Here is a 17449-nt window from a genome sequence, read left to right on the forward strand (position 1 = left end):
CCCAAGGGCTCTCGTATGAGAAGCAAAAAACGAAGCTTACTTCTTTTTACGAGAAGTTTTCTTTGCTGCTTTCTTTTTAGTAGCTTTCTTAGCGACTTTTTTTGCTGCTTTTTTTCTCTTCTTAGCCATGTCTCCTCCTAGGATGAACTTACTTTGTTGTTTACCTTTGTTGGTAACAATCAAAAGTTTACCTGCGTGACATCTATCGTCAATAGAAAAAATAATCTTGAGCTTTTTTTTTGCATTTTTATTTCCACATGGACGCTTTGATTATCATATTTCGCCTTTTTCAAATGATGTCCGCATATCTTTTCGTCATCCGAATCTTCGGACAAATACAACGTCAACATTTTATCAGCAAGGATGCGCTGACAAAAATTGGCACCTCATCGATTATTTTAATTCTGATCATTGAAGCACTTCCGCTGCCCAACGAAATCTGGAGATGGTTACTTTTATTTTCCACGTTATTGCTCTTTTATTTCTCAGTTCAATTTGTCATTTTTCAGAGGGAAAAATCTTTTCAGGATAAATTTATATTTTGTCTGGATCGCTTGCTCATTTTGTTGCGAACGGGTTCAGGATTTCGATCCGCTTTTGATAAAATAGTTGAGGAGGAAATTGGTTTCAACAAAGCTAAACTCACGCAAATTCGATCGTCTGTTGTTTTTTCACAACACAAAAATGGGCTGTCTTTTGGGAACAATTGGACTGAAACAATGAGAGAACTTCAGCGTGCTCACTCGAATTCCCACGAATCGCTGCGACGAATTGAAAATTTGCGAAGAAAGATGAAGATGGAACGCGAATTTCGACATAAGTCCGGACAAATTCTTTTTCAGATGCGCATTCAGGCATGGATTCTTGCGGGTTTATATCTTGCACTGCTCGTTCACGTTCTTTTTCGTGATGGCTTTAAGCTTCACCTGAGATGGATCGTTCTGTCATTTGTGATGTTTATCATCGGACTTCTATGGACACTAAACATAGGCCGGAGGATTAAGTGGAAGATCTAGCTCCTCCGTTGCGATTCATATTGACCTTGCGAATGAGCATCGAAAACGGAAATTCAGTTCAAACTTCAATTCGCCAATTCATCGAAGAATATCCAGGAAATTCCATTTCCTATCTTCTCGAACTTTGGCTGGCCGATTCAAAGCACAATCAAGCTCTCCAGCTCAAGGAATCCCCTCACTGGACATCTTGGAGACAAATCGTCTTGGATCTTGTTAGCCTCGGCTTAAAGGGCGTCCCCATATTGGAAGATGTAAAGCAAATCGAGAAAGATCTCGCCCTTGCCTGTGACGAACAAATATCAAAAACTCTCCAGACACTCCCCTTCATCGCCTTAATTCCCGTTCTATTTTTACAATTTCCAGCCTATCTTGTCCTTCTCCTTGGACCCTGGCTCACAGAGTTATTGAGCCAGCTCAAATGAAGACTTCCATCCACTATATTCTTTTTTGGGGATTCATTTGGATTACGAAATCTGAAGGAATCGCCTTGGCCAGGATAACCGATCAGGAAGTGGCAAACTACCTATGCAAGAAACAGACGGAGGAGGGACGCACACCTGTGGCCTGTTGGCGGCAACAAGAGTTTGTTCCCGAAGGGCCGGAAATCCGCTTCCTGTGTGACTTTGATCGCTTGAAGCAACTTTCCATTCCAGAGTTAAAACAGATTCTAGAGTTGAAGACCCTGGACGCTCGTTGCCTCCAGCTGGCACAACGAGCACTCGACCGCAGAACTTACCTGACGGAGGGCCTCATAAAAAACTCAAACCGTACGACAAATAAGGGAGGGTCCTCAATACCAAGCATTTGGCAAGATAATTGAGAGTTCCTCGAACGACGAGTCAGAGCTTGATGAAACGCCCCCCTGTTAGGTAACGATAAGGCTTGATGGGAGAGGAGGAAAGGTGAATCCAGATCAATTGAAGGTTGAAAATCTTGAGGCTCTCGTAGAAGAGCTCTTAAAGGCAGCCCCCGAAGAGAAATTGGTAGAAGAGCGAATGAGGTTAACTGGGATCCCCTATTCCACAGACCCCATCGAACGAATTAACCTGGTCCTGCGGGCTCTCCATTTTGACGAGAGCGACGGGCAGAGCAAAGGCGAAAAATGAAGCGAGCAGTCGAATTGGGATTTGAAACAAGAGCCATCCATAGCGGACAATCTCCGGATCCAACGACAGGGGCTATCATGACCCCTCTCTATTTGTCCTCCACTTATGTGCAAGAATCTCCCGGAAAGCACAGAGGCTACGAATACAGTCGAACCTCGAACCCAACTCGGAAGGCCTTTGAAAATTGCATAGCTTCTCTTGAGGGCGGAAAGCACGGCTTCGCTTTTGCTTCAGGCTGCGCGGCTGCAACGGTTATTATGCATTTACTCAAAACCGGAGATCATGTCATTGCTGGAGATGACATGTATGGGGGGAGTTTCCGCCTTTTTGATAAGGTCATTCGGCACTTTGGTATAGAATTCAGCTTTGTTGATCTCACGAATCCAATCTGTTTTGAGGAATCCATTCGACCAAATACAAAACTGATCTGGCTGGAGACCCCAACCAATCCAATGCTCAAGTTGACTGACATTGGCGCACTCACCGCTATTTGCCAAAAGCACAATATATTGTCGGCCGTGGACAATACATTTATGAGTCCCTATTTTCAAAATCCACTCGCCTTGGGCGCAGATATGGTGGTTCACTCGACGACTAAATATATTAGCGGACACAGCGATATCGTGGGTGGAGTGATTGTTACTTCGCGGGATGATCTGGCAGAAAAACTTGCCTTCCTGAGTAACTCAATGGGCCCTGTAGGTTCGGCATTTGATGCCTTTCTTTCCTTGCGAAGCCTCAAGACGCTCGCCATAAGAATGAGAGCCCACGAAGAAAATGCTCAAGTTCTTGCTAACTTGCTAGAAAACCATCCAAAAGTTGAAAAAGTTCTCTATCCTGGTTTGGCCTCTCATCCCCAGCATGACCTCGCAAAGAGGCAGATGCGGGGTTTTGGAGGAATGATCACTCTCTATATAAAAGGAGGACTTGAGCCCGCTCGCAGATTTCTAGAGTCTGTTAAAATTTTCTCATTGGCAGAGAGTTTAGGGGGAGTGGAATCACTGATTGAACATCCAGCGATCATGACTCATGCAAGCGTGCCTCCCGAAATCCGAAGGTCCTTAGGCATCGATGACGGCCTGGTGCGCTTAAGCGTGGGGATAGAAACCCTAAGTGATTTGATCCAGGACCTCGAACAAGCGCTTGATAAAATTTAAGCCGCGCCGCTTCAGTCATTTTAATGGGGCTTAGGTTTGACAGTTCCCAATGTAACGGCATAAGTATAACTCTCATTTTTTTCTGCTGTTTAAGCGCCGTGGCTTGGTAGCTCAGTCGGTAGAGCAGAGGACTGAAAATCCTTGTGTCGGCGGTTCAATTCCGTCCCAAGCCACCATTTTTTAAGGTTCAAGCAACTTTTTTTCATGACTGAAACAAGCCTCCTCAAATATCTGCAAGATAATCCATTCCTCCTTGCACCAATGGCCGGGATTACTGACTGCGCCTTTCGTTCCTTTATGAGAGAAATGGGTTGCGGAGCCGTCATCACCGAATTGGTCTCGGCCAACGGGCTTCATTATGAAAGCACCAGAACCGGACAACTCATGAAGTTTGAAGAGTCTCAAAGGCCCGTTGGAATCCAACTATTTGGTGAAAATATTGGACATTTGGCCGAGGCCGCGAAGTTAACAGAGAGCTTGGGAGTGGATTTTGTCGATCTTAACTTTGGTTGTCCCGTTCCTAAAGTTGTCAATAAGGGAGCTGGATCTGGTGTCCTTCGGGACCTGAATCATCTCTCAAGAATTTTGGCTGCAGTCAAGAAAGCCGTCAGTATCCCCGTCACCATAAAAATTCGCACAGGATGGGATGAAAAGAATCGAAACTCGGCCGAAGTTGTGCGCATCGCAAGCGAAGAAGGAATCACCTGGGTCACAATACACGGACGAACTCGATCCGCTGGCTATTCGGGCAAGGCCGACTGGGAATATATCTCTGATGTCAAAAGAATGAGTTCCCTTCCTGTTATTGGAAACGGTGACCTCACTTCTGCAAGTACCGCTGTCGCAAGGCTCCAATCCTCACGCTGCGATGCTGTGATGATCGGAAGGGGATGCCTGAAGAATCCCTGGATTTTCCGTGAAGCAGCTTCTCTCTTTCGAGGCGAATCACAACCTATCGACCGAGATTTTGGTTTAATTTTTCAAAATTTATGCGCTCACTTGGAATCTCATTTTCCCGAAAGGATCGTCCTCCTTCAATTGAAGAAACTAGCTGGATGGTTTTCTGCGGGCTATCCAGATTCCAGTCGGTTTCGACGAGAATTATTCTCAAGCAAAGAGAAAGTTGAATTAAAAGATCGCATTGGGCTCTATTTTGATTCTGTAAAAGAATTGGTGCAGGCGGATACGGGTGAAGAAGCTTTTCTGATGGGCGGTCATGGCTAGACCTTTCTCTCTTAGATGTATTCACATTAAAATTCGACAGAAGTACTGGACCCTAGACCTCACCTCACATCATCCCATCCCATCCCATCCCATCCCATCCCATCCCATCCCATCCCATCCCATCCCATCCGATTCTAATTCCGTTCAAGACTTGGGATCAACTCATACTCTAGCATAGAATCCATTGCCGTTTTCTCCGGATGTGAGAAAATGAATTTACCTATTCAAAGCCGAAGGAAGAGAGCAGGATTTATCGATGGCGGTGGTCATAGAAGCACGCAACCTAGTCAAAAGATTTTCTCATAATAACAACACCGCAGTTAACGGTATGAATCTTCAGATCCGAGAAGGAGAGTGTTTCGGTATTCTTGGTCCAAAAGGAGCAGGAAAGACCTCAGCGATGAAAATGATGTATTGCAATTCCCCCATTACTTCGGGAGAGCTCTTCGTTTTTGGATTAGATGTAAAAACCAATGCTCGCAAAATCAAAAGCCAGATTGGCGTGCTTCCAGAGGCCAATTCTCTGGATAACGAGTTCAGTGTTCTGGATAATTTGCTCGTCCACTCTCGCTACTTCGGCATACCTCAGAGGCAGGCCCGCACAAAGGCACGTGAACTGTTGCGATTCGTGCACTTGGAAGAGTTTGACGGCCGGCTGGTTGAATCTCTAAAAATAGGAATGCAGCGTCGCCTGGCTCTCGCGCGCTCTCTTATCAACAGTCCAAAAGTTGTCTTTTTGGACGAGCCCACTCAGGGGCTAGACATGCAGGAAAAACGATGGATTTCAGAAATTATTGGCCAATTGAAAGGCCAAGGCAAAGTGATTCTCTTGTCTACAGACCAATTGGAAGAAGCCGAAGATTTGTGCGATCGAGTCATGATCATTGACAAGGGAAAAATTCTTTGTGAAGGACCTCCTCTCACACTCATTCACAAATACGTTGGAGTTGAGGTGATTGAGTTTTACATTCCGATGGACGAAATGGAGTATTTTCTAAGAAAAGTAAGGGACAAATTCGAATATCAGGTCATGAATCAAAGACTTCGTTTGTTTATTAAACCCGGACAAAGCGGCAGAACCGTTATTCCCGACATTGAAAGTAATAATATCGTCGTTAGAAAGGCCTCTCTAGAAGACGTTTTTCTAAGGATTGCTGGGTATGAATTACCGAAAGACAGGTGAGAATGAAATTTGGAGGAAGACACACAAATAATCTACTTACCATTCCGAACTGGAGCATGGGAGCCCTTGCTGTTTGGCATCGAAATCTCATTTGCTTCAGATATAGCATTCTTGTTTCAATTTTCTGGATTGCCTTTGAGCCGCTCATTTATCTTTTAGCAATTGGCTACGGATTGGGGTTTTTCGTTGAGGAGGTCGATGGGACCCCCTTTGTAAAGTTCTTCTTCCCGGCCCTCCTCGCATCCTCCGGAATGTTCGTCTCTTTTCTGGAGGGTTCCTATGGTGGTTTTTCCAAACTGACAACACAAAAGACCTACCAAGTCATCTTGTTGGCTCCCATTGAGCCTGCCGAAATTGTCTTGGGAGAGATTTTGTGGGCGACCTCAAAGGGATTTCTGAGTTCCACAATTGTGGCCGCCGTGGGTGCTACGCAGGGACTGGTCGACACATGGCTAGTTCTGCCAGCCTTGTTTGTGGCTGCTCTCTTGTGCTGGGTATCCTCATCTTTCGGACTACTTCTCACATCTTATGCGAAAACCTATGATTGGTTTATTTATGCGCAGTCAGGGTTCATGATTCCGATGTCATTGTTTTGCGGTACCTATTTCCCCCTTGAACATCTTCCCCCCTTTATCCAAAATCTCGCCTATCTTCTCCCTCTCACTCACGCCGTGATGGCGACTCGAGCACTCCTCACGGGAGAAATGCCCTCTATTATTTTTCTCAATCTTGGAATTCTTTTTGTAATTGGATTCTTACTATCCAACTGGGCAACTCATCGGCTCACAAAGCAGATATTCCACTAATTTTGAATTTCAGAATCATTTGCTGGCATTTCCTCTTCAATGACTGGGATTTCAAAGTCCGAATTTCCCGTCTCATCCTTTAATATCTCGTCAACAGTATCCATCATTTCTGTCTTTTCCCATATTAAGCCCTTCCAAGGAAAATCCATCAATCTAAAGCTCGCGATTTCCCAATCGGCGCTCGAAATTTTTTTAAATCGGTAAAGTCGCGTACAAATACCAAGAATTCGCTTGCGTGCGTAATCTGTTAGATTTCCCTTCTTAAAGTAGACATGATGGCCCTTTGGGTTAGGAAGCAAAAACGCCAAAAACGAAGCCTCAAGAAGATTTGCCTGTGAGGGTAATTTCTGGAAATAGTACTGCGTTGCCGCCTTGATTCCAAAAATGTTGGGACCAAACTCGACAACATTGAGATATTTCTCCAAAATATCTTGTTTAGAAAATTTCTTTTCAACTTCCTTCGTCAACAAAGCTTCACGAATTTTTCGAATAAAACTTTTCTCTTTATCGAGAAACACGTTTTTTACCAACTGTTGGGTAATGGTGGATCCTCCGCGAGCAATTCTCCCCCTTTTTACGTTCGTCTCAAAACTTTCCCTAATTTCAAACCAGTCAAATCCATCGTGACTAAAAAATGAGGCATCCTCCGAAGCAAGAACGGCATCGATAACCAAAGGAGAAATATTTGCCAGGCGAACATAGGATTGACTCTTAGAGCAAAGCTCTACTCGATTCATCGAAGTGGTTAAACAATTTCGCAACTCCCCCACATCTGGTAAAGTTGCCAGAAGAAAACCTAATAATATTGCCATTCCTAAAAGAAAAAGAAATGGAATTGATATGATAGCAACCGTACGCCTTAGTTTATTAAATAACATGTTGTACTTTCATCCACCTGATACTTTGAGAAATCGCTTCCCTCGCAGGTCTCGTCTTCAGCCCAAGCTCATTTCTAGCTTTGCTCGAATCAAACCAGTGAAAGAGAGTTGATGTCCAGGCTGTTTCAGAGTTTAAAGGTCCTTTCATTCCAAATTTTTCTAAAATATCTCCAATCTTTCCAATCCCATGCACAAGCACATTTGGCAGGAAAATATGGGGAGCTCGAACCCCCGCCTCATCCGCTATGATGCCAAAGAGATCTTTAATCAACAGATTGTCACCACTCAAAATGTACCGTTCTCCCGTTCGTCCCTTGGTAACAGCCGCCCACAGGGACGGTATCAGATCCTCAACGGCTATGACATTGACCCCCCCGCCAGTATAATAGGGGAATATCCCTTTCGCTACCTTGATTTGCGTCCCGCGACTGCCCTTGAGAGCATCTCCTGCGCCATAAATCGTCGAGGGATTCACAATAACTGCGTCCACTCTCCCGTCCTCAACTGCCATCTTTACCAGTGATTCTGCTTCTCGCTTGGTTTCAAAATAACCCAAATCGAGATGTGACAAATTGAATTGCGAATTCTCGTTTAAGGGAATTCGATCAAAACTCGCGCCAATTGCCGTCACTGAACTCATGTGCAGCAATCTTATTCCCTCCTCTGCCTGGGCCGCCCGTAAGATATTTGCCGTTCCCTGAACGTTGACTCGCTCCATTGCGCTCCGCATCGATCGAGAATAACCAACAAGCCCAGCCAAATGAAAAACCAAATTCACTCCCCTAACGGCTCTTTCCAGGCTTTCGATTGAAGTGATATCTCCATGAGCCACTTCAATTGGCAAACTCTTGAATTCAAGTGGAAGCTCACTCCCCCTGAATAGAATGCGCACTTCAAGACCCCTCCGACAAAGATCTCGGGTCAACCAAGTTCCCACAAATCCCGTTGCTCCGGTTATCAAAGCTTTCATCTCTATGCTTCTCCCTAAGTCCAGTCTCATCCATCTAAAGTCCATGATTTTAAAGTTGATATCACCTTGTTTGGACCGAGTTGCAGATTATTGATAATCTGAAATCACATAATTAGTAAGAGAAGGAATTCAAGATGGCAGAAAAGAATGTTTTACAAAATGCCTACCTTTTTAAAGAACTCAATCCTGAACAGGTGGAACTGATAAGCTCTATTTCACAGATCCGCGTTTACCCTCCGCAAGACAAAATCTTCACCGAAGGGGACGTGGCGCGAGCGGCCTATTTTATCAAATACGGATCAGTTCGCATCCTCCAGAAAACCCAATCAGGAGAAGGCATGGAGGTCGCAACCTTGGGTACAGGAAGCCACTTTGGCGAAATGGCTTTTCTTGATGGCGAAAAGAGATCCGCGACTGCCGTCGCCATTGAAAAAACAACAATCGTAGAAGTCCCTTATAACAGTCTCAAAGTTTTGATGGATGCCAACCCTATTATCGCAGTGACGTTCTATCGTGAATTGGCACATTTTCTAGCTGGGCGATTGCGGATTACGACGAACGACCTTGGTTTTGCGCGCGAAAAGAATCTCAGTCACTTTTAAAAAGCCATGAGGGATTCCAAATGATCATTGTACATCGACTAAACGGGGCTCCACTCCATATTAATTCCGATCTTATTCTGCACATCGAAGCCACTCCAGACACTGTCATCACGTTCAACGATAATAGAAAATTACCTGTGTCGGAATCAATTGAGACGATTAAAAATCATATTATAAACTTCAAAAGAGCTTGTTTTCAGAGGGAAATAGGTGATTTTTCACTGCTGCCTTCCACTTTTTCAACTGACCAAACCGAAATGCAGGAATAGATACTCATGGATTTACTCACACTTCTCGGTCTCCTTGTTGGCATTGGTGGAATTGTCCTCGGCAATGCCATGGAGGGGGGCCAAACATCATCCCTGCTCCAGCTGGCAGCGGCTCTGATTGTATTCGGAGGAACTCTCGGGGCAACTCTGGTCGCCAATACTCTTGACGATGTCTCCTCTGGCCTCATGCTTTTGCTGGAGGCCTTTAAGCCTGACAATACAGAAGAACTTCAAAGCGTCGCAAAGGAAATTGTATTTTCGGCCCAGCTGGCGCGCAGAGAATCTATTTTGGCGGTTGAGAACCGATTACCCAAATTCAATAACAATTACATGAAGAATGTTTTTCGGTTCATGATTGATGGGACAGATCCAGCTGTCTTGAAAGATATTTTTGAACGAGATCTTGAGATCGAGGAGGCGAGAAAGTTTGCCGGAGCAAAAGTGTGGTCTGATGCTGGAGGATTTGCCCCTACCATTGGCATTATTGGAGCTATTTTAGGCTTGATTCAGGTGATGGCAAATCTCACTGACACCAGTGCTTTAGGGCAAGGTATAGCGGTGGCATTTGTCGCCACTATTTATGGGGTAGGTTCTGCGAATTTGATATTCATACCTATTGCCAACAAAATTCGACGCAAAGTACTTCGGCAAATCGAGCTCAAGCAAATGATTATCGACGGAGCTGTCGCCATCCTAACGGGTTTAAATCCCTTTATTATCGAGGAAAAAATTAGATCCTACACCCTCAAAAACACAGATAAAATGACTCGTCTATGAGAAAAAAAGATCCGAAAGAGACGAATTTGAAAGCCAAGACCGGTGGCTTGTCTCCTACGCTGATTTCATCACGCTCATGTTTGCCTTTTTTGCTGTTCTTTACGCGACCAGTGACATCAACAAAGAAAAGAGTCAGGAGTTTCAGGAATCAATCAAAAAATATCTTATTCAATTCGGCGCCGCAGGAGGTTCAGGGGCCGAGGTGAATCAAGGTATCAAAGAAAATTCTCCCATCGACCAGCCGATAAAGACCTACCAAACCGACAGCAACAACAAAACACGCGAAACTCTTGAGCAAACTGAACTGTTCATCGAAGAAACATTGACAAAGGGAAAGGGCAAAGGGCTCATTCTGGACATCGCAGCCATAGAATCAGGAGTCCGGATTACTCTGAAGGCAAGCGCTCTCTTTGCTAAAGATTCATTAAAATTTCGCGCTGAAGCTTTAGAGCCCCTCGATGCCCTTTGCTCCTACCTAAAAGGAACCGGAAGAAAGTTAGTCATTGAATCCCACACAAATAAGGGTCCTGTGCCGAACTCTTCCTTCCCAAGTCAATGGGAATATGCTTCGGGGCGTGCCACGAGTTTTATTCGTTACCTCGTTCGCCGTTATAATTATCCATCCGAACGTCTTGCAGCTGTGAGCTACGGATCAGAGCGACCACTTTTTTCTGAATCCGACAAAGCAAATTATCCCGACAATCAAAGACTCGAAATTGTGATCCTCACCAATGACAATCTGTTTTAACCTTCAAACATTTGAACCAGATATTATTGAGCGCTAACTTAGAACCATATCCTCCCACTCACATATCGATTTTTTTGGTTGGCTATAACCCGCAATTATGAAAGACCTAAAAAGTACACTTAATATATTCTCATTAGGCCTCAATCTGACAAAGTTATGGTCACTGCAGTGCCGTCCTGGTAGTTTGCCGACAATTGTCACCGCCGAAAATTGAAGAACTCTGAAACTGTTCTCTTCTATGGCTTTTATGTGGCCTCTTTTTGGGTTCTGACTAAGGAAATAACCGAAGGGACAGGCACCGTTGTTGCAGAACATCGCCAACATGAGACATATCATGCACTTTTTAAGTATTATTTTCTTAGTCTTTGAGTTCTCGGGTAATTTAAACACCAAAGCCCTCGCTAATAATACTGGTCGGGATTTAGTAATATCCGGACGTCCCAAGGGTACTGGTCGGGATTTAATAATAGCCGAACCTGCTGAGGGGTCTCGTCCGGGTTCAGAAAATACCGAACGTGCCGATAGGTCGTCGGGTCCGGGTTTAGGGAATACCGACCGTTTCGATGTCCTTCTAGACGTCGGGCTCGGTCATTTTCTCAAAGGTTTAAACTTTCAGCCCGCTAATTTGGATGGAGTCTCAGTACTTAGCATTGAATTGATTGTCCGCTCACTCGAACAATTGGCAGCGCCAAGGCGCCCGATAACAAGAGCTCAATTTGAAGCCGGAACCGTCAGAAAAAAGGATTTGGATTTAGCTCTAGAATACTTGATTCGCGTGCTCGGTCTCGATCCGAAATTGAGACAAGATGGAAGATTGGACCCCTCTTCGATTGAGCTCTTGAAAGACCTCAAAAAAGTTGTTCGTTACGCTCGTAATCCCGCTTGGCGTGGCTATTACGGCGAAATCTACAACAACTCACTAAAACCCATGATCTATGAAGTTTTGTATCGAAATGCCGATCCACTTAAACTGGCCAGAGCAAAGCCTGAAAAAATCCAAGTCCTAAATGACAAAACTGGGAAAATTGACGACTACCTTCTTTATGAATTCGAAGGAAAAGATGGTGAGAAAATTCCAGCCCAATTACTTTTGCCAAATAGCGATCATCTTCTGCAATTCCGACCAAGCGAAGTTGTAAAAGCTGTAACAGACACAGCTCGGGTCTTTCCTGTCGAAACAGCCCTTTTTTATGTGGCAGCAAACGTCGTCTCACTCGGAACCCAACTCTTTTCACCTAATGAAAATCCTCACGGCCTGCAGGACTCCATGGGCATGTATTTCAGCAAGGACACTCTGCTCGATTTCGGTGAGCTATTTAATTTATTTACATTCATGGCAGGGGCCCGGGTAACAGGACGAGCGATGGACATTGCAATGAAGAGATACGGAGTTTCAATTCAAACCCAAGCTCTTGCAAGACCCCTCATGAATTACTTTGCACTGGCCGGCGGATCTTTGATCTCAGAACTGATCGCAGATAGTTACACATCAATTAAAAATTGTTATTTGGGATACATGTCGAATCCAAATAACTTTGCCTCGCCGATGGAACAGGCCCAACACGTTCAAAACTGCGATCTCGCCTACAATCAATGGATACGCAACAAAATGGCCTACAAATATCTCGGCTCTACGATGAGAGTGATAGCCGCTGCCGCAGCATCCTCAGCGACCTCCTACGCTTTGAATTCTACTGTGAAGGGTATCAAGGCACTCAAAAATGCTAGCTCAGCTGCTGGCAAAGCCAAACAGACCTATTCAACTCTTAAACTCATCGCTCCTCCTGTTGCTCGCGCGGCTAATCAGATCATTGTAACAGGCATTGAAATGGGAGGAGCTGCGGCAGCCGGCGTCTCAACGGCGGCTCCACATCCCGGCTTGAAGATTTTGGGCTGGGCAGGACGTGGAATGCATTTGGTCGTTTTCATGGCTTGGGATCGAGTTGTCGAGTCACTTATCATGAAGCCTTACTATAGTTGGGACTTGTCGACTGAGGCCGATAATTCTGAAAAGCAACTTCTCAGTGAATTTCAGAGCCTTTCTCAGGCGGGAGGAGTCATCACCAGAAAGTACGACGTGGAATCCTGCGGAAACCTCTTCCAGCAATGGAAACCGGATCGTTCTCGTCCTAGTCGGCTCCTCGATACGCCCACCGGTCCAAAGTGTTACGATGGAACCATTTTTCAGTCTTTAGATAATTATGCTGACGATCAGAAAAGCTGGCGTGAGCTTATTCTTCAGAAGATGAACGCCTCCTATGTCGCTTGGGTTGAACAAACGGTCCACCTGGTCAACAGATATCAGGATACCCGGCTCTTTTATCAGGATTTCGTTGATAAGGCGAATTACCAGTCCAGTATTCTCTTTGGTGATACCAACCCTTATGCCGGCATGAAAGGAATTGTAGACAATCCTGAGTCAAGAACAGAGGACGACAAAGCACTTTTTGTGTTTGATGACGGGAATCTGTCGATCACTCAGATGAGGGCGGCTCAGGAACGGAACGTTTCTGTTCAAGCAGAAGTCCTCGGTCACTGGATTTCCAAACTTGAAACTCCAGAAGGTCAATCAAGCATTTTGAAATTTTATAGTTCCAATTTAGAAAGTCCGGATAAGGCCTCCGATCCAGCGGCCAAAAAACCCGAAAATGACCCCCGAATAACAAACTTAGTGTCGAACTTAAAGTACATTGAAAAGGGACTGCGATCTGCAAATGCCAAGGAAAATAAGGCGGCCTTGAAACAAATCTGGGATCTTTCCCAACATTATGATGAATATTGCATTGCCCAGTTCAATGCACTTCGTGGTGACGCTGCCACTGAAGTGATGCAAGAGCTGAATTTTGATATAGAGCGAGTTAAGCGCGACCTTAAAAAGACGGGCAGTCCCGAAAACGAACAGGCATTGAAGGACTCCCAAGCTTTCCGTGAAGCACTGACCGACAAACTTGACGGGGCTGACATTCCTCCTCTCTGTTATTTTTCTGAGCTTAGAAGGCGCTTCGGCAATACGCTCCCCGGTTCAGTCTCCAATTCTGAGGCCTATCTCCAGGGCGCGACAGAGGCATTAATCAAGCTGGACGCAAAGGACAATTATCCAAAGGAAGCCCACGGCATTCCCGCGCCCAATATTGCCAGCTACCTTTTAATCAACATGGCCTGCGGTGTGGATCTGACTGAGCGCCAGAGTTGGTTATCCCGAATTATGCCCGGAATCAAAAGCAACACTTCTGATCGAGGCTGGGAGCTCACTTTTGGAGAGCGTCCAAAATCGAGTGTGAGCGATCCCTTTGGTTTTAAAATGGACTTCTACCCACCTCGCCTGACAGACGACTTTACCACAAGATGTAAACCTCAGTACAAAAGTACACCTAACAGCCACCTCCCAGTCCCCCGCACATTTGACGAATACAGGTGGTACGATGATGACGGAAAGAAATTTTCTTCCCTCTCCGAGTTGGTAGCAAATACTCTCTATGACAATGTGCTCGACAAAGCAGATGGACCTCGAAAGCCACCCAATGAGGGCGAAGAAGCTCCACAAACATCCTTTGATAAGTGGTGGGGAAATCATGTTGAGCGCCACTTTAATAATGCCATTGATATCGCCGGCGCCAACTATAAAAAAATGATCCGCGAACGGTTCTTGCCTGCGATCTACGGGTACAGAGAATATCTGGATCAACCTGGAGCCTTTCAGGACTGCCAGTTCGATGATACCAAAAATAGTCCCCATGGAGGCATGGCTGATTTGATGTATTCAGCTGAACTGCAGCCAAATAGCCCTTCTCCCCAGCAGGACGTTCAAAACTTCAAATCAAAGAACGGCTTCCTCCACATGGATCCGCCGCGATACCTGAAGCGCCAAGAGCTAGAAAACTGCCACGTGGGACGCTACAAGTATCTGCCCATCGTTTCTGCCGTACGACTCGAGTTTGAACTTTATCTGGATCACCTGATAAAGCCCCTCTTTAGAGAAATGTTTTCTCGCGATAAACGCTATAATAATGAAGAAATGTTAAAAAAGGCTGAAAATATTTTTATTAAGAATCGAGAGTGGATACTAACGAGCCTAGAAATGTTAATGAAATACAAGCCTGATCAGAACGGAACAGTGAGAACCGACCACCTAGAGATGGCTAAAAAGTGGCTGATGATGAATATCTTATCTTTAGAGCTGAAATTGGGTGTGCCGGTGGATGCTAATCTACAGGCGCTTTTGAGGGCCGTAGAAGGCACTGTGGACTTTATAGACCCAGATGAGGATGCCTTTCCCTATGGTGAATGGCAATACCGACAACTCAGGCTGAAGGAACTGGCGGAGAAGTACCTTGACGCCAAAAAGGGAACTCCGCAATTTGCGGCCTACGAGGGTGAGCAGAGTCAATTATCGACGCCTCCCTGGGAAAATTTGACTGAAGATGAGAGGCTTTTTATCCACGCGGTTTTTGTAAAAATGATAGCGGTGACCACTGAATTGGCCACCTACAAAAAAATAGTTGATGATGTTAAGTTTCAATGAGAATGGCATTATGATTGCAGCCCAGATGTCGGAGAATGCGTATTTAGGCTGCAGGGGGCCTGCGGGGCATATGAGGCTAAGGATCGTGATTGAATTTACGTTATGAAAGATAATAATTATAAACACTATGAAGTGAGGGATATAAATGACAAATAAATCAGTTAAAATGACAGTGCTAGGCTTGGCTGTAGCTGTAGCCAGCAGTTCTTATGCCCAGAGGGCACTTGAATCAGCCCGCAAAGGTGGTGGTGAAACTTCAGGTAAAGGCCTGGAGCGTCCTAAAGCTACAGAACTTCTTCAAGGTAACCCTGGACAGGCTCCCGCTGCGAGAAATGGACAAAGAGGACTCACTCTTAAAACTGCTGCTACAAACCCACAAGGAGCGCAGTCGCCAAATAATCCTTTCAGTCAGTTTAAGCAATTTGCCTATATTCGTAATTTGAAAGGCGAAATTCCTCAGAACTTCGCTGGAACTTTCAATAATCTCCCTTCAATGGCTTTCTCGAAAACGGCCACGCCTGTATCAGTTTCAAAAATGAGTGCACAAATAGTAAATGCGAAAGCATTTTTGGATAACTTGAGAGCCCAAGTAGCAGAGAAAAAGATCGACTATATTTCAGAAGATTTTCTGCGTGATGCTGAATTGATGGTGGATAATGCTGGTCAAGCCTTCATTAATGCTTTGAAGGAGTTCGATGCTATTGCAAAGACTGCGGCAACTGTCAATCCCTTGGAAGACCCGAAGCTGGAGCAGCGGCTGCGTGATATTGCTGTGGCTGGTATCTTTGCGGGGAACCAAGTGGAGACAGTATTGAGGGAATCAGCTGATATAGCCAAAACTAATGGTCCCGAGGCACTTGCTTCTCTCAAGGGTTACATTGAGAAAACGAATCTCTTAGCTGGTGTTGTTCTTGGAGCAGATCTGGTAGCTGCTCTCGGAGGAAATCTTGGTCGTGAGGCTGCAGAAAAGGCGGTTAAGGAATTTGAAGACGCTTGCGTACTTTAATTTAATTATCCCTCTCTTTTGTTGCGAGAACGCATCAAAAAATGGGTGAGCAAAGAGTGCGAATTTGAAAAGCCACTTTGGAGACAAGGTGGCTTTTTTATTTCTATCCCCGTTCTCTTCTTTTCATGAGTTATTGAACTCTATCAAGGTTGGCGATGGATGATGACTCTTTTTAAAACAACCGCTTCCAAAGGTTTATCAAAGTTGTCACGAGGGACTTCGGAAATCTTTCTCACCACCTCCATGCCTTCGGTGACCTCCCCAAAAATGGTGTTCCCACGTTTCTTGAAAACATTCTGAGCGCTGTCAAAGTCGAGATCTGGCATTGCCTTTAGGGTGATAAAAAACTGGCTACCATTTGTGTTTGGTCCAAAGTTGGCCATTGATACAATCCCGGCCTTTTTATGCCTGAGGGCCGGATGAGGTTCGTCTTCAAATTTATACCCCGGCCCCCCTCGACCCGTACCAAGGGGATCTCCCGTTTGGATAACATATTTTGGAACAACCCTGTGAAAAGTCAATCCATCATAGAAGGGAGCCGTTTTCATTTCCTTGGTTGAATTCTCACGAAATGCTTGGGTTCCTTCTGCAAGACTCACGAAATTATAAACGGTTTTAGGAACACGACGATTAAACAGTCGGATCTTAATGTTCCCAAGGCTCGTTTCAAGAACCGCGCTTATCCCTTTCATGGCCTTGATCGCTTTGACCTTGTTTCGTGTCTCCCTTTCTAGGGCAGCCGCTTGACCATTTCTCTGCTCAAGTAGGCTCCCTCTTGGACTCGAAGAAGTGCCAGCACTAGACTGCCCTGGCTGTTGAGGTTGCTGCCCTGGCTGTTGAGGTTGCTGCCCTGGCTGTCGAGGTTGCTGCAGTTGTTGTTGTTGCAGTTGCTGCCCTGGCTGTTGGGGTTGCTGCCCTGGCTGTTGGGGTTGCTGCTGTTGTTGTTGCGCCTGTTGCTGCAGTTGCAGTTGCTGTTGCTGCAGTTGCAGTTGCTGTTGCTGCTGTTGGCGCTCTTGCTGCTGCTGCTGCTGCTGTTGTTGGGTCTGCTGCTGATTATCCCCCTGCGATTGCGAAGGACCGTTTGAATCCTGAGCAAAGGCAAAATGAGAGACGTAGGTTGATACCAAAACGAAAAAAAGTAAATTCAGGAGAGCCGCCCTCTGCATGATGCACTTCCTCCCTTTG

The 17449-nt window shown here is 45.3% G+C and carries 18 protein-coding genes and 1 tRNA gene; 16 read left to right on the forward strand and 3 right to left on the reverse strand.

Features of this window, described 5'->3' with window-relative positions:
* Positions 1-257: 257 nt before the first annotated feature.
* The 9 genes from IPJ71_09835 to IPJ71_09875 all read left to right on the forward strand — a co-directional run bounded on the left by IPJ71_09835 (position 258) and on the right by IPJ71_09875 (position 6492).
* Positions 258-1016, forward strand: coding sequence for a hypothetical protein (locus tag IPJ71_09835; GenBank protein MBK7843983.1), 759 nt, complete (start codon positions 258-260; stop codon positions 1014-1016).
* The gene (locus tag IPJ71_09840; protein ID MBK7843984.1) at positions 1004-1438 is read left to right on the forward strand and encodes a hypothetical protein; all 435 of its coding nucleotides are present in this window, start codon (positions 1004-1006) and stop codon (positions 1436-1438) included. The genes IPJ71_09835 and IPJ71_09840 overlap by 13 nt, the downstream gene beginning before the upstream one ends.
* Positions 1435-1836, forward strand: a complete 402-nt coding sequence (locus tag IPJ71_09845; protein MBK7843985.1) for a hypothetical protein — start codon at positions 1435-1437, stop codon at positions 1834-1836. Before IPJ71_09840 ends, IPJ71_09845 begins: the two co-directional genes overlap by 4 nt.
* Positions 1837-1918: 82 nt before the next feature.
* A complete protein-coding gene (locus IPJ71_09850; protein ID MBK7843986.1) occupies positions 1919-2122 on the forward strand; it encodes a hypothetical protein in 204 nt (67 codons plus the stop codon).
* Positions 2119-3279, forward strand: a complete 1161-nt coding sequence (locus IPJ71_09855; protein MBK7843987.1) for a cystathionine gamma-synthase — start codon at positions 2119-2121, stop codon at positions 3277-3279. Before IPJ71_09850 ends, IPJ71_09855 begins: the two co-directional genes overlap by 4 nt.
* 100 nt (positions 3280-3379) lie before the next feature.
* A tRNA-Phe gene (locus IPJ71_09860) sits at positions 3380-3455 on the forward strand.
* A 28-nt stretch (positions 3456-3483) separates the two neighbouring features.
* Entirely contained in the window at positions 3484-4503 is a 1020-nt protein-coding gene (gene dusB, locus IPJ71_09865) for a tRNA dihydrouridine synthase DusB (GenBank protein MBK7843988.1), read from the forward strand.
* A gap of 256 nt (positions 4504-4759) precedes the next feature.
* On the forward strand, positions 4760-5686 hold the full coding sequence (locus IPJ71_09870) for an ABC transporter ATP-binding protein (GenBank protein ID MBK7843989.1): 927 nt from the start codon (positions 4760-4762) through the stop codon (positions 5684-5686).
* 2 nt (positions 5687-5688) lie between these two features.
* Positions 5689-6492: an ABC transporter permease gene (locus IPJ71_09875; protein ID MBK7843990.1), complete on the forward strand. Its 804-nt coding sequence runs from the start codon at positions 5689-5691 to the stop codon at positions 6490-6492.
* Here the strand turns inward: IPJ71_09875 and IPJ71_09880 are convergent.
* Both IPJ71_09880 and IPJ71_09885 read right to left on the reverse strand, forming a co-directional pair.
* Positions 6489-7304, reverse strand: a complete 816-nt coding sequence (locus IPJ71_09880) for a transglycosylase domain-containing protein (GenBank protein ID MBK7843991.1) — start codon at positions 7302-7304, stop codon at positions 6489-6491. The genes IPJ71_09875 and IPJ71_09880 overlap by 4 nt on opposite strands.
* 55 nt (positions 7305-7359) lie before the next feature.
* Entirely contained in the window at positions 7360-8340 is a 981-nt protein-coding gene (locus IPJ71_09885; GenBank protein MBK7843992.1) for an NAD-dependent epimerase/dehydratase family protein, read from the reverse strand.
* Between the two features lie 134 nt (positions 8341-8474).
* On the opposite strand from IPJ71_09885, the gene IPJ71_09890 reads away from it, so the two are divergent.
* From IPJ71_09890 to IPJ71_09915, 6 genes are all read left to right on the forward strand, one after another.
* Positions 8475-8942, forward strand: coding sequence for a cyclic nucleotide-binding domain-containing protein (locus IPJ71_09890; GenBank protein MBK7843993.1), 468 nt, complete (start codon positions 8475-8477; stop codon positions 8940-8942).
* A 20-nt stretch (positions 8943-8962) separates the two neighbouring features.
* A complete protein-coding gene (locus tag IPJ71_09895) occupies positions 8963-9211 on the forward strand; it encodes a flagellar FlbD family protein (GenBank protein ID MBK7843994.1) in 249 nt (82 codons plus the stop codon).
* A gap of 6 nt (positions 9212-9217) precedes the next feature.
* Positions 9218-9988: a flagellar motor protein gene (locus IPJ71_09900; GenBank protein ID MBK7843995.1), complete on the forward strand. Its 771-nt coding sequence runs from the start codon at positions 9218-9220 to the stop codon at positions 9986-9988.
* A 76-nt stretch (positions 9989-10064) separates the two neighbouring features.
* The gene (locus IPJ71_09905; protein ID MBK7843996.1) at positions 10065-10736 is read left to right on the forward strand and encodes an OmpA family protein; all 672 of its coding nucleotides are present in this window, start codon (positions 10065-10067) and stop codon (positions 10734-10736) included.
* 334 nt (positions 10737-11070) lie between these two features.
* Complete coding sequence (locus tag IPJ71_09910) at positions 11071-15258, forward strand: hypothetical protein (protein ID MBK7843997.1); 4188 nt, start codon at positions 11071-11073, stop codon at positions 15256-15258.
* Positions 15259-15403: 145 nt separating this feature from the next.
* Positions 15404-16264 carry a hypothetical protein gene (locus IPJ71_09915; GenBank protein MBK7843998.1) on the forward strand — a complete coding sequence of 287 codons (861 nt, stop codon included), beginning with the start codon at positions 15404-15406 and terminating at the stop codon, positions 16262-16264.
* 143 nt (positions 16265-16407) lie between these two features.
* Here IPJ71_09915 and IPJ71_09920 read toward each other — a convergent pair whose 3' ends face one another.
* The gene (locus IPJ71_09920; protein ID MBK7843999.1) at positions 16408-16956 is read right to left on the reverse strand and encodes a peptidylprolyl isomerase; all 549 of its coding nucleotides are present in this window, start codon (positions 16954-16956) and stop codon (positions 16408-16410) included.
* A gap of 129 nt (positions 16957-17085) precedes the next feature.
* On the opposite strand from IPJ71_09920, the gene IPJ71_09925 reads away from it, so the two are divergent.
* Positions 17086-17349, forward strand: coding sequence for a hypothetical protein (locus IPJ71_09925; GenBank protein MBK7844000.1), 264 nt, complete (start codon positions 17086-17088; stop codon positions 17347-17349).
* Positions 17350-17449 lie beyond the last annotated feature (100 nt).

The sequence above is a fragment of the Bdellovibrionales bacterium genome (genome assembly GCA_016714165.1).
In the GTDB taxonomy this organism is placed as follows: Bacteria; Bdellovibrionota; Bdellovibrionia; order Bdellovibrionales; family UBA1609; genus JADJVA01.

Coding starts and splice junctions, on each gene's coding strand:
- IPJ71_09835 (MBK7843983.1), top strand. CDS start 258: ATGGACGCTTTGATTATCATATTTCGCCTTTTTCAAATGATGTCCGCA.
- IPJ71_09845 (MBK7843985.1), top strand. CDS start 1,435: ATGAAGACTTCCATCCACTATATTCTTTTTTGGGGATTCATTTGGATT.
- IPJ71_09855 (MBK7843987.1), top strand. CDS start 2,119: ATGAAGCGAGCAGTCGAATTGGGATTTGAAACAAGAGCCATCCATAGC.
- dusB (MBK7843988.1), top strand. CDS start 3,484: ATGACTGAAACAAGCCTCCTCAAATATCTGCAAGATAATCCATTCCTC.
- IPJ71_09870 (MBK7843989.1), top strand. CDS start 4,760: ATGGCGGTGGTCATAGAAGCACGCAACCTAGTCAAAAGATTTTCTCAT.
- IPJ71_09875 (MBK7843990.1), top strand. CDS start 5,689: ATGAAATTTGGAGGAAGACACACAAATAATCTACTTACCATTCCGAAC.
- IPJ71_09880 (MBK7843991.1), bottom strand. CDS start 7,304: ATGGCAATATTATTAGGTTTTCTTCTGGCAACTTTACCAGATGTGGGG.
- IPJ71_09885 (MBK7843992.1), bottom strand. CDS start 8,340: ATGAAAGCTTTGATAACCGGAGCAACGGGATTTGTGGGAACTTGGTTG.
- IPJ71_09890 (MBK7843993.1), top strand. CDS start 8,475: ATGGCAGAAAAGAATGTTTTACAAAATGCCTACCTTTTTAAAGAACTC.
- IPJ71_09895 (MBK7843994.1), top strand. CDS start 8,963: ATGATCATTGTACATCGACTAAACGGGGCTCCACTCCATATTAATTCC.
- IPJ71_09900 (MBK7843995.1), top strand. CDS start 9,218: ATGGATTTACTCACACTTCTCGGTCTCCTTGTTGGCATTGGTGGAATT.
- IPJ71_09905 (MBK7843996.1), top strand. CDS start 10,065: ATGTTTGCCTTTTTTGCTGTTCTTTACGCGACCAGTGACATCAACAAA.
- IPJ71_09910 (MBK7843997.1), top strand. CDS start 11,071: ATGCACTTTTTAAGTATTATTTTCTTAGTCTTTGAGTTCTCGGGTAAT.
- IPJ71_09915 (MBK7843998.1), top strand. CDS start 15,404: ATGACAAATAAATCAGTTAAAATGACAGTGCTAGGCTTGGCTGTAGCT.
- IPJ71_09920 (MBK7843999.1), bottom strand. CDS start 16,956: ATGAAAGGGATAAGCGCGGTTCTTGAAACGAGCCTTGGGAACATTAAG.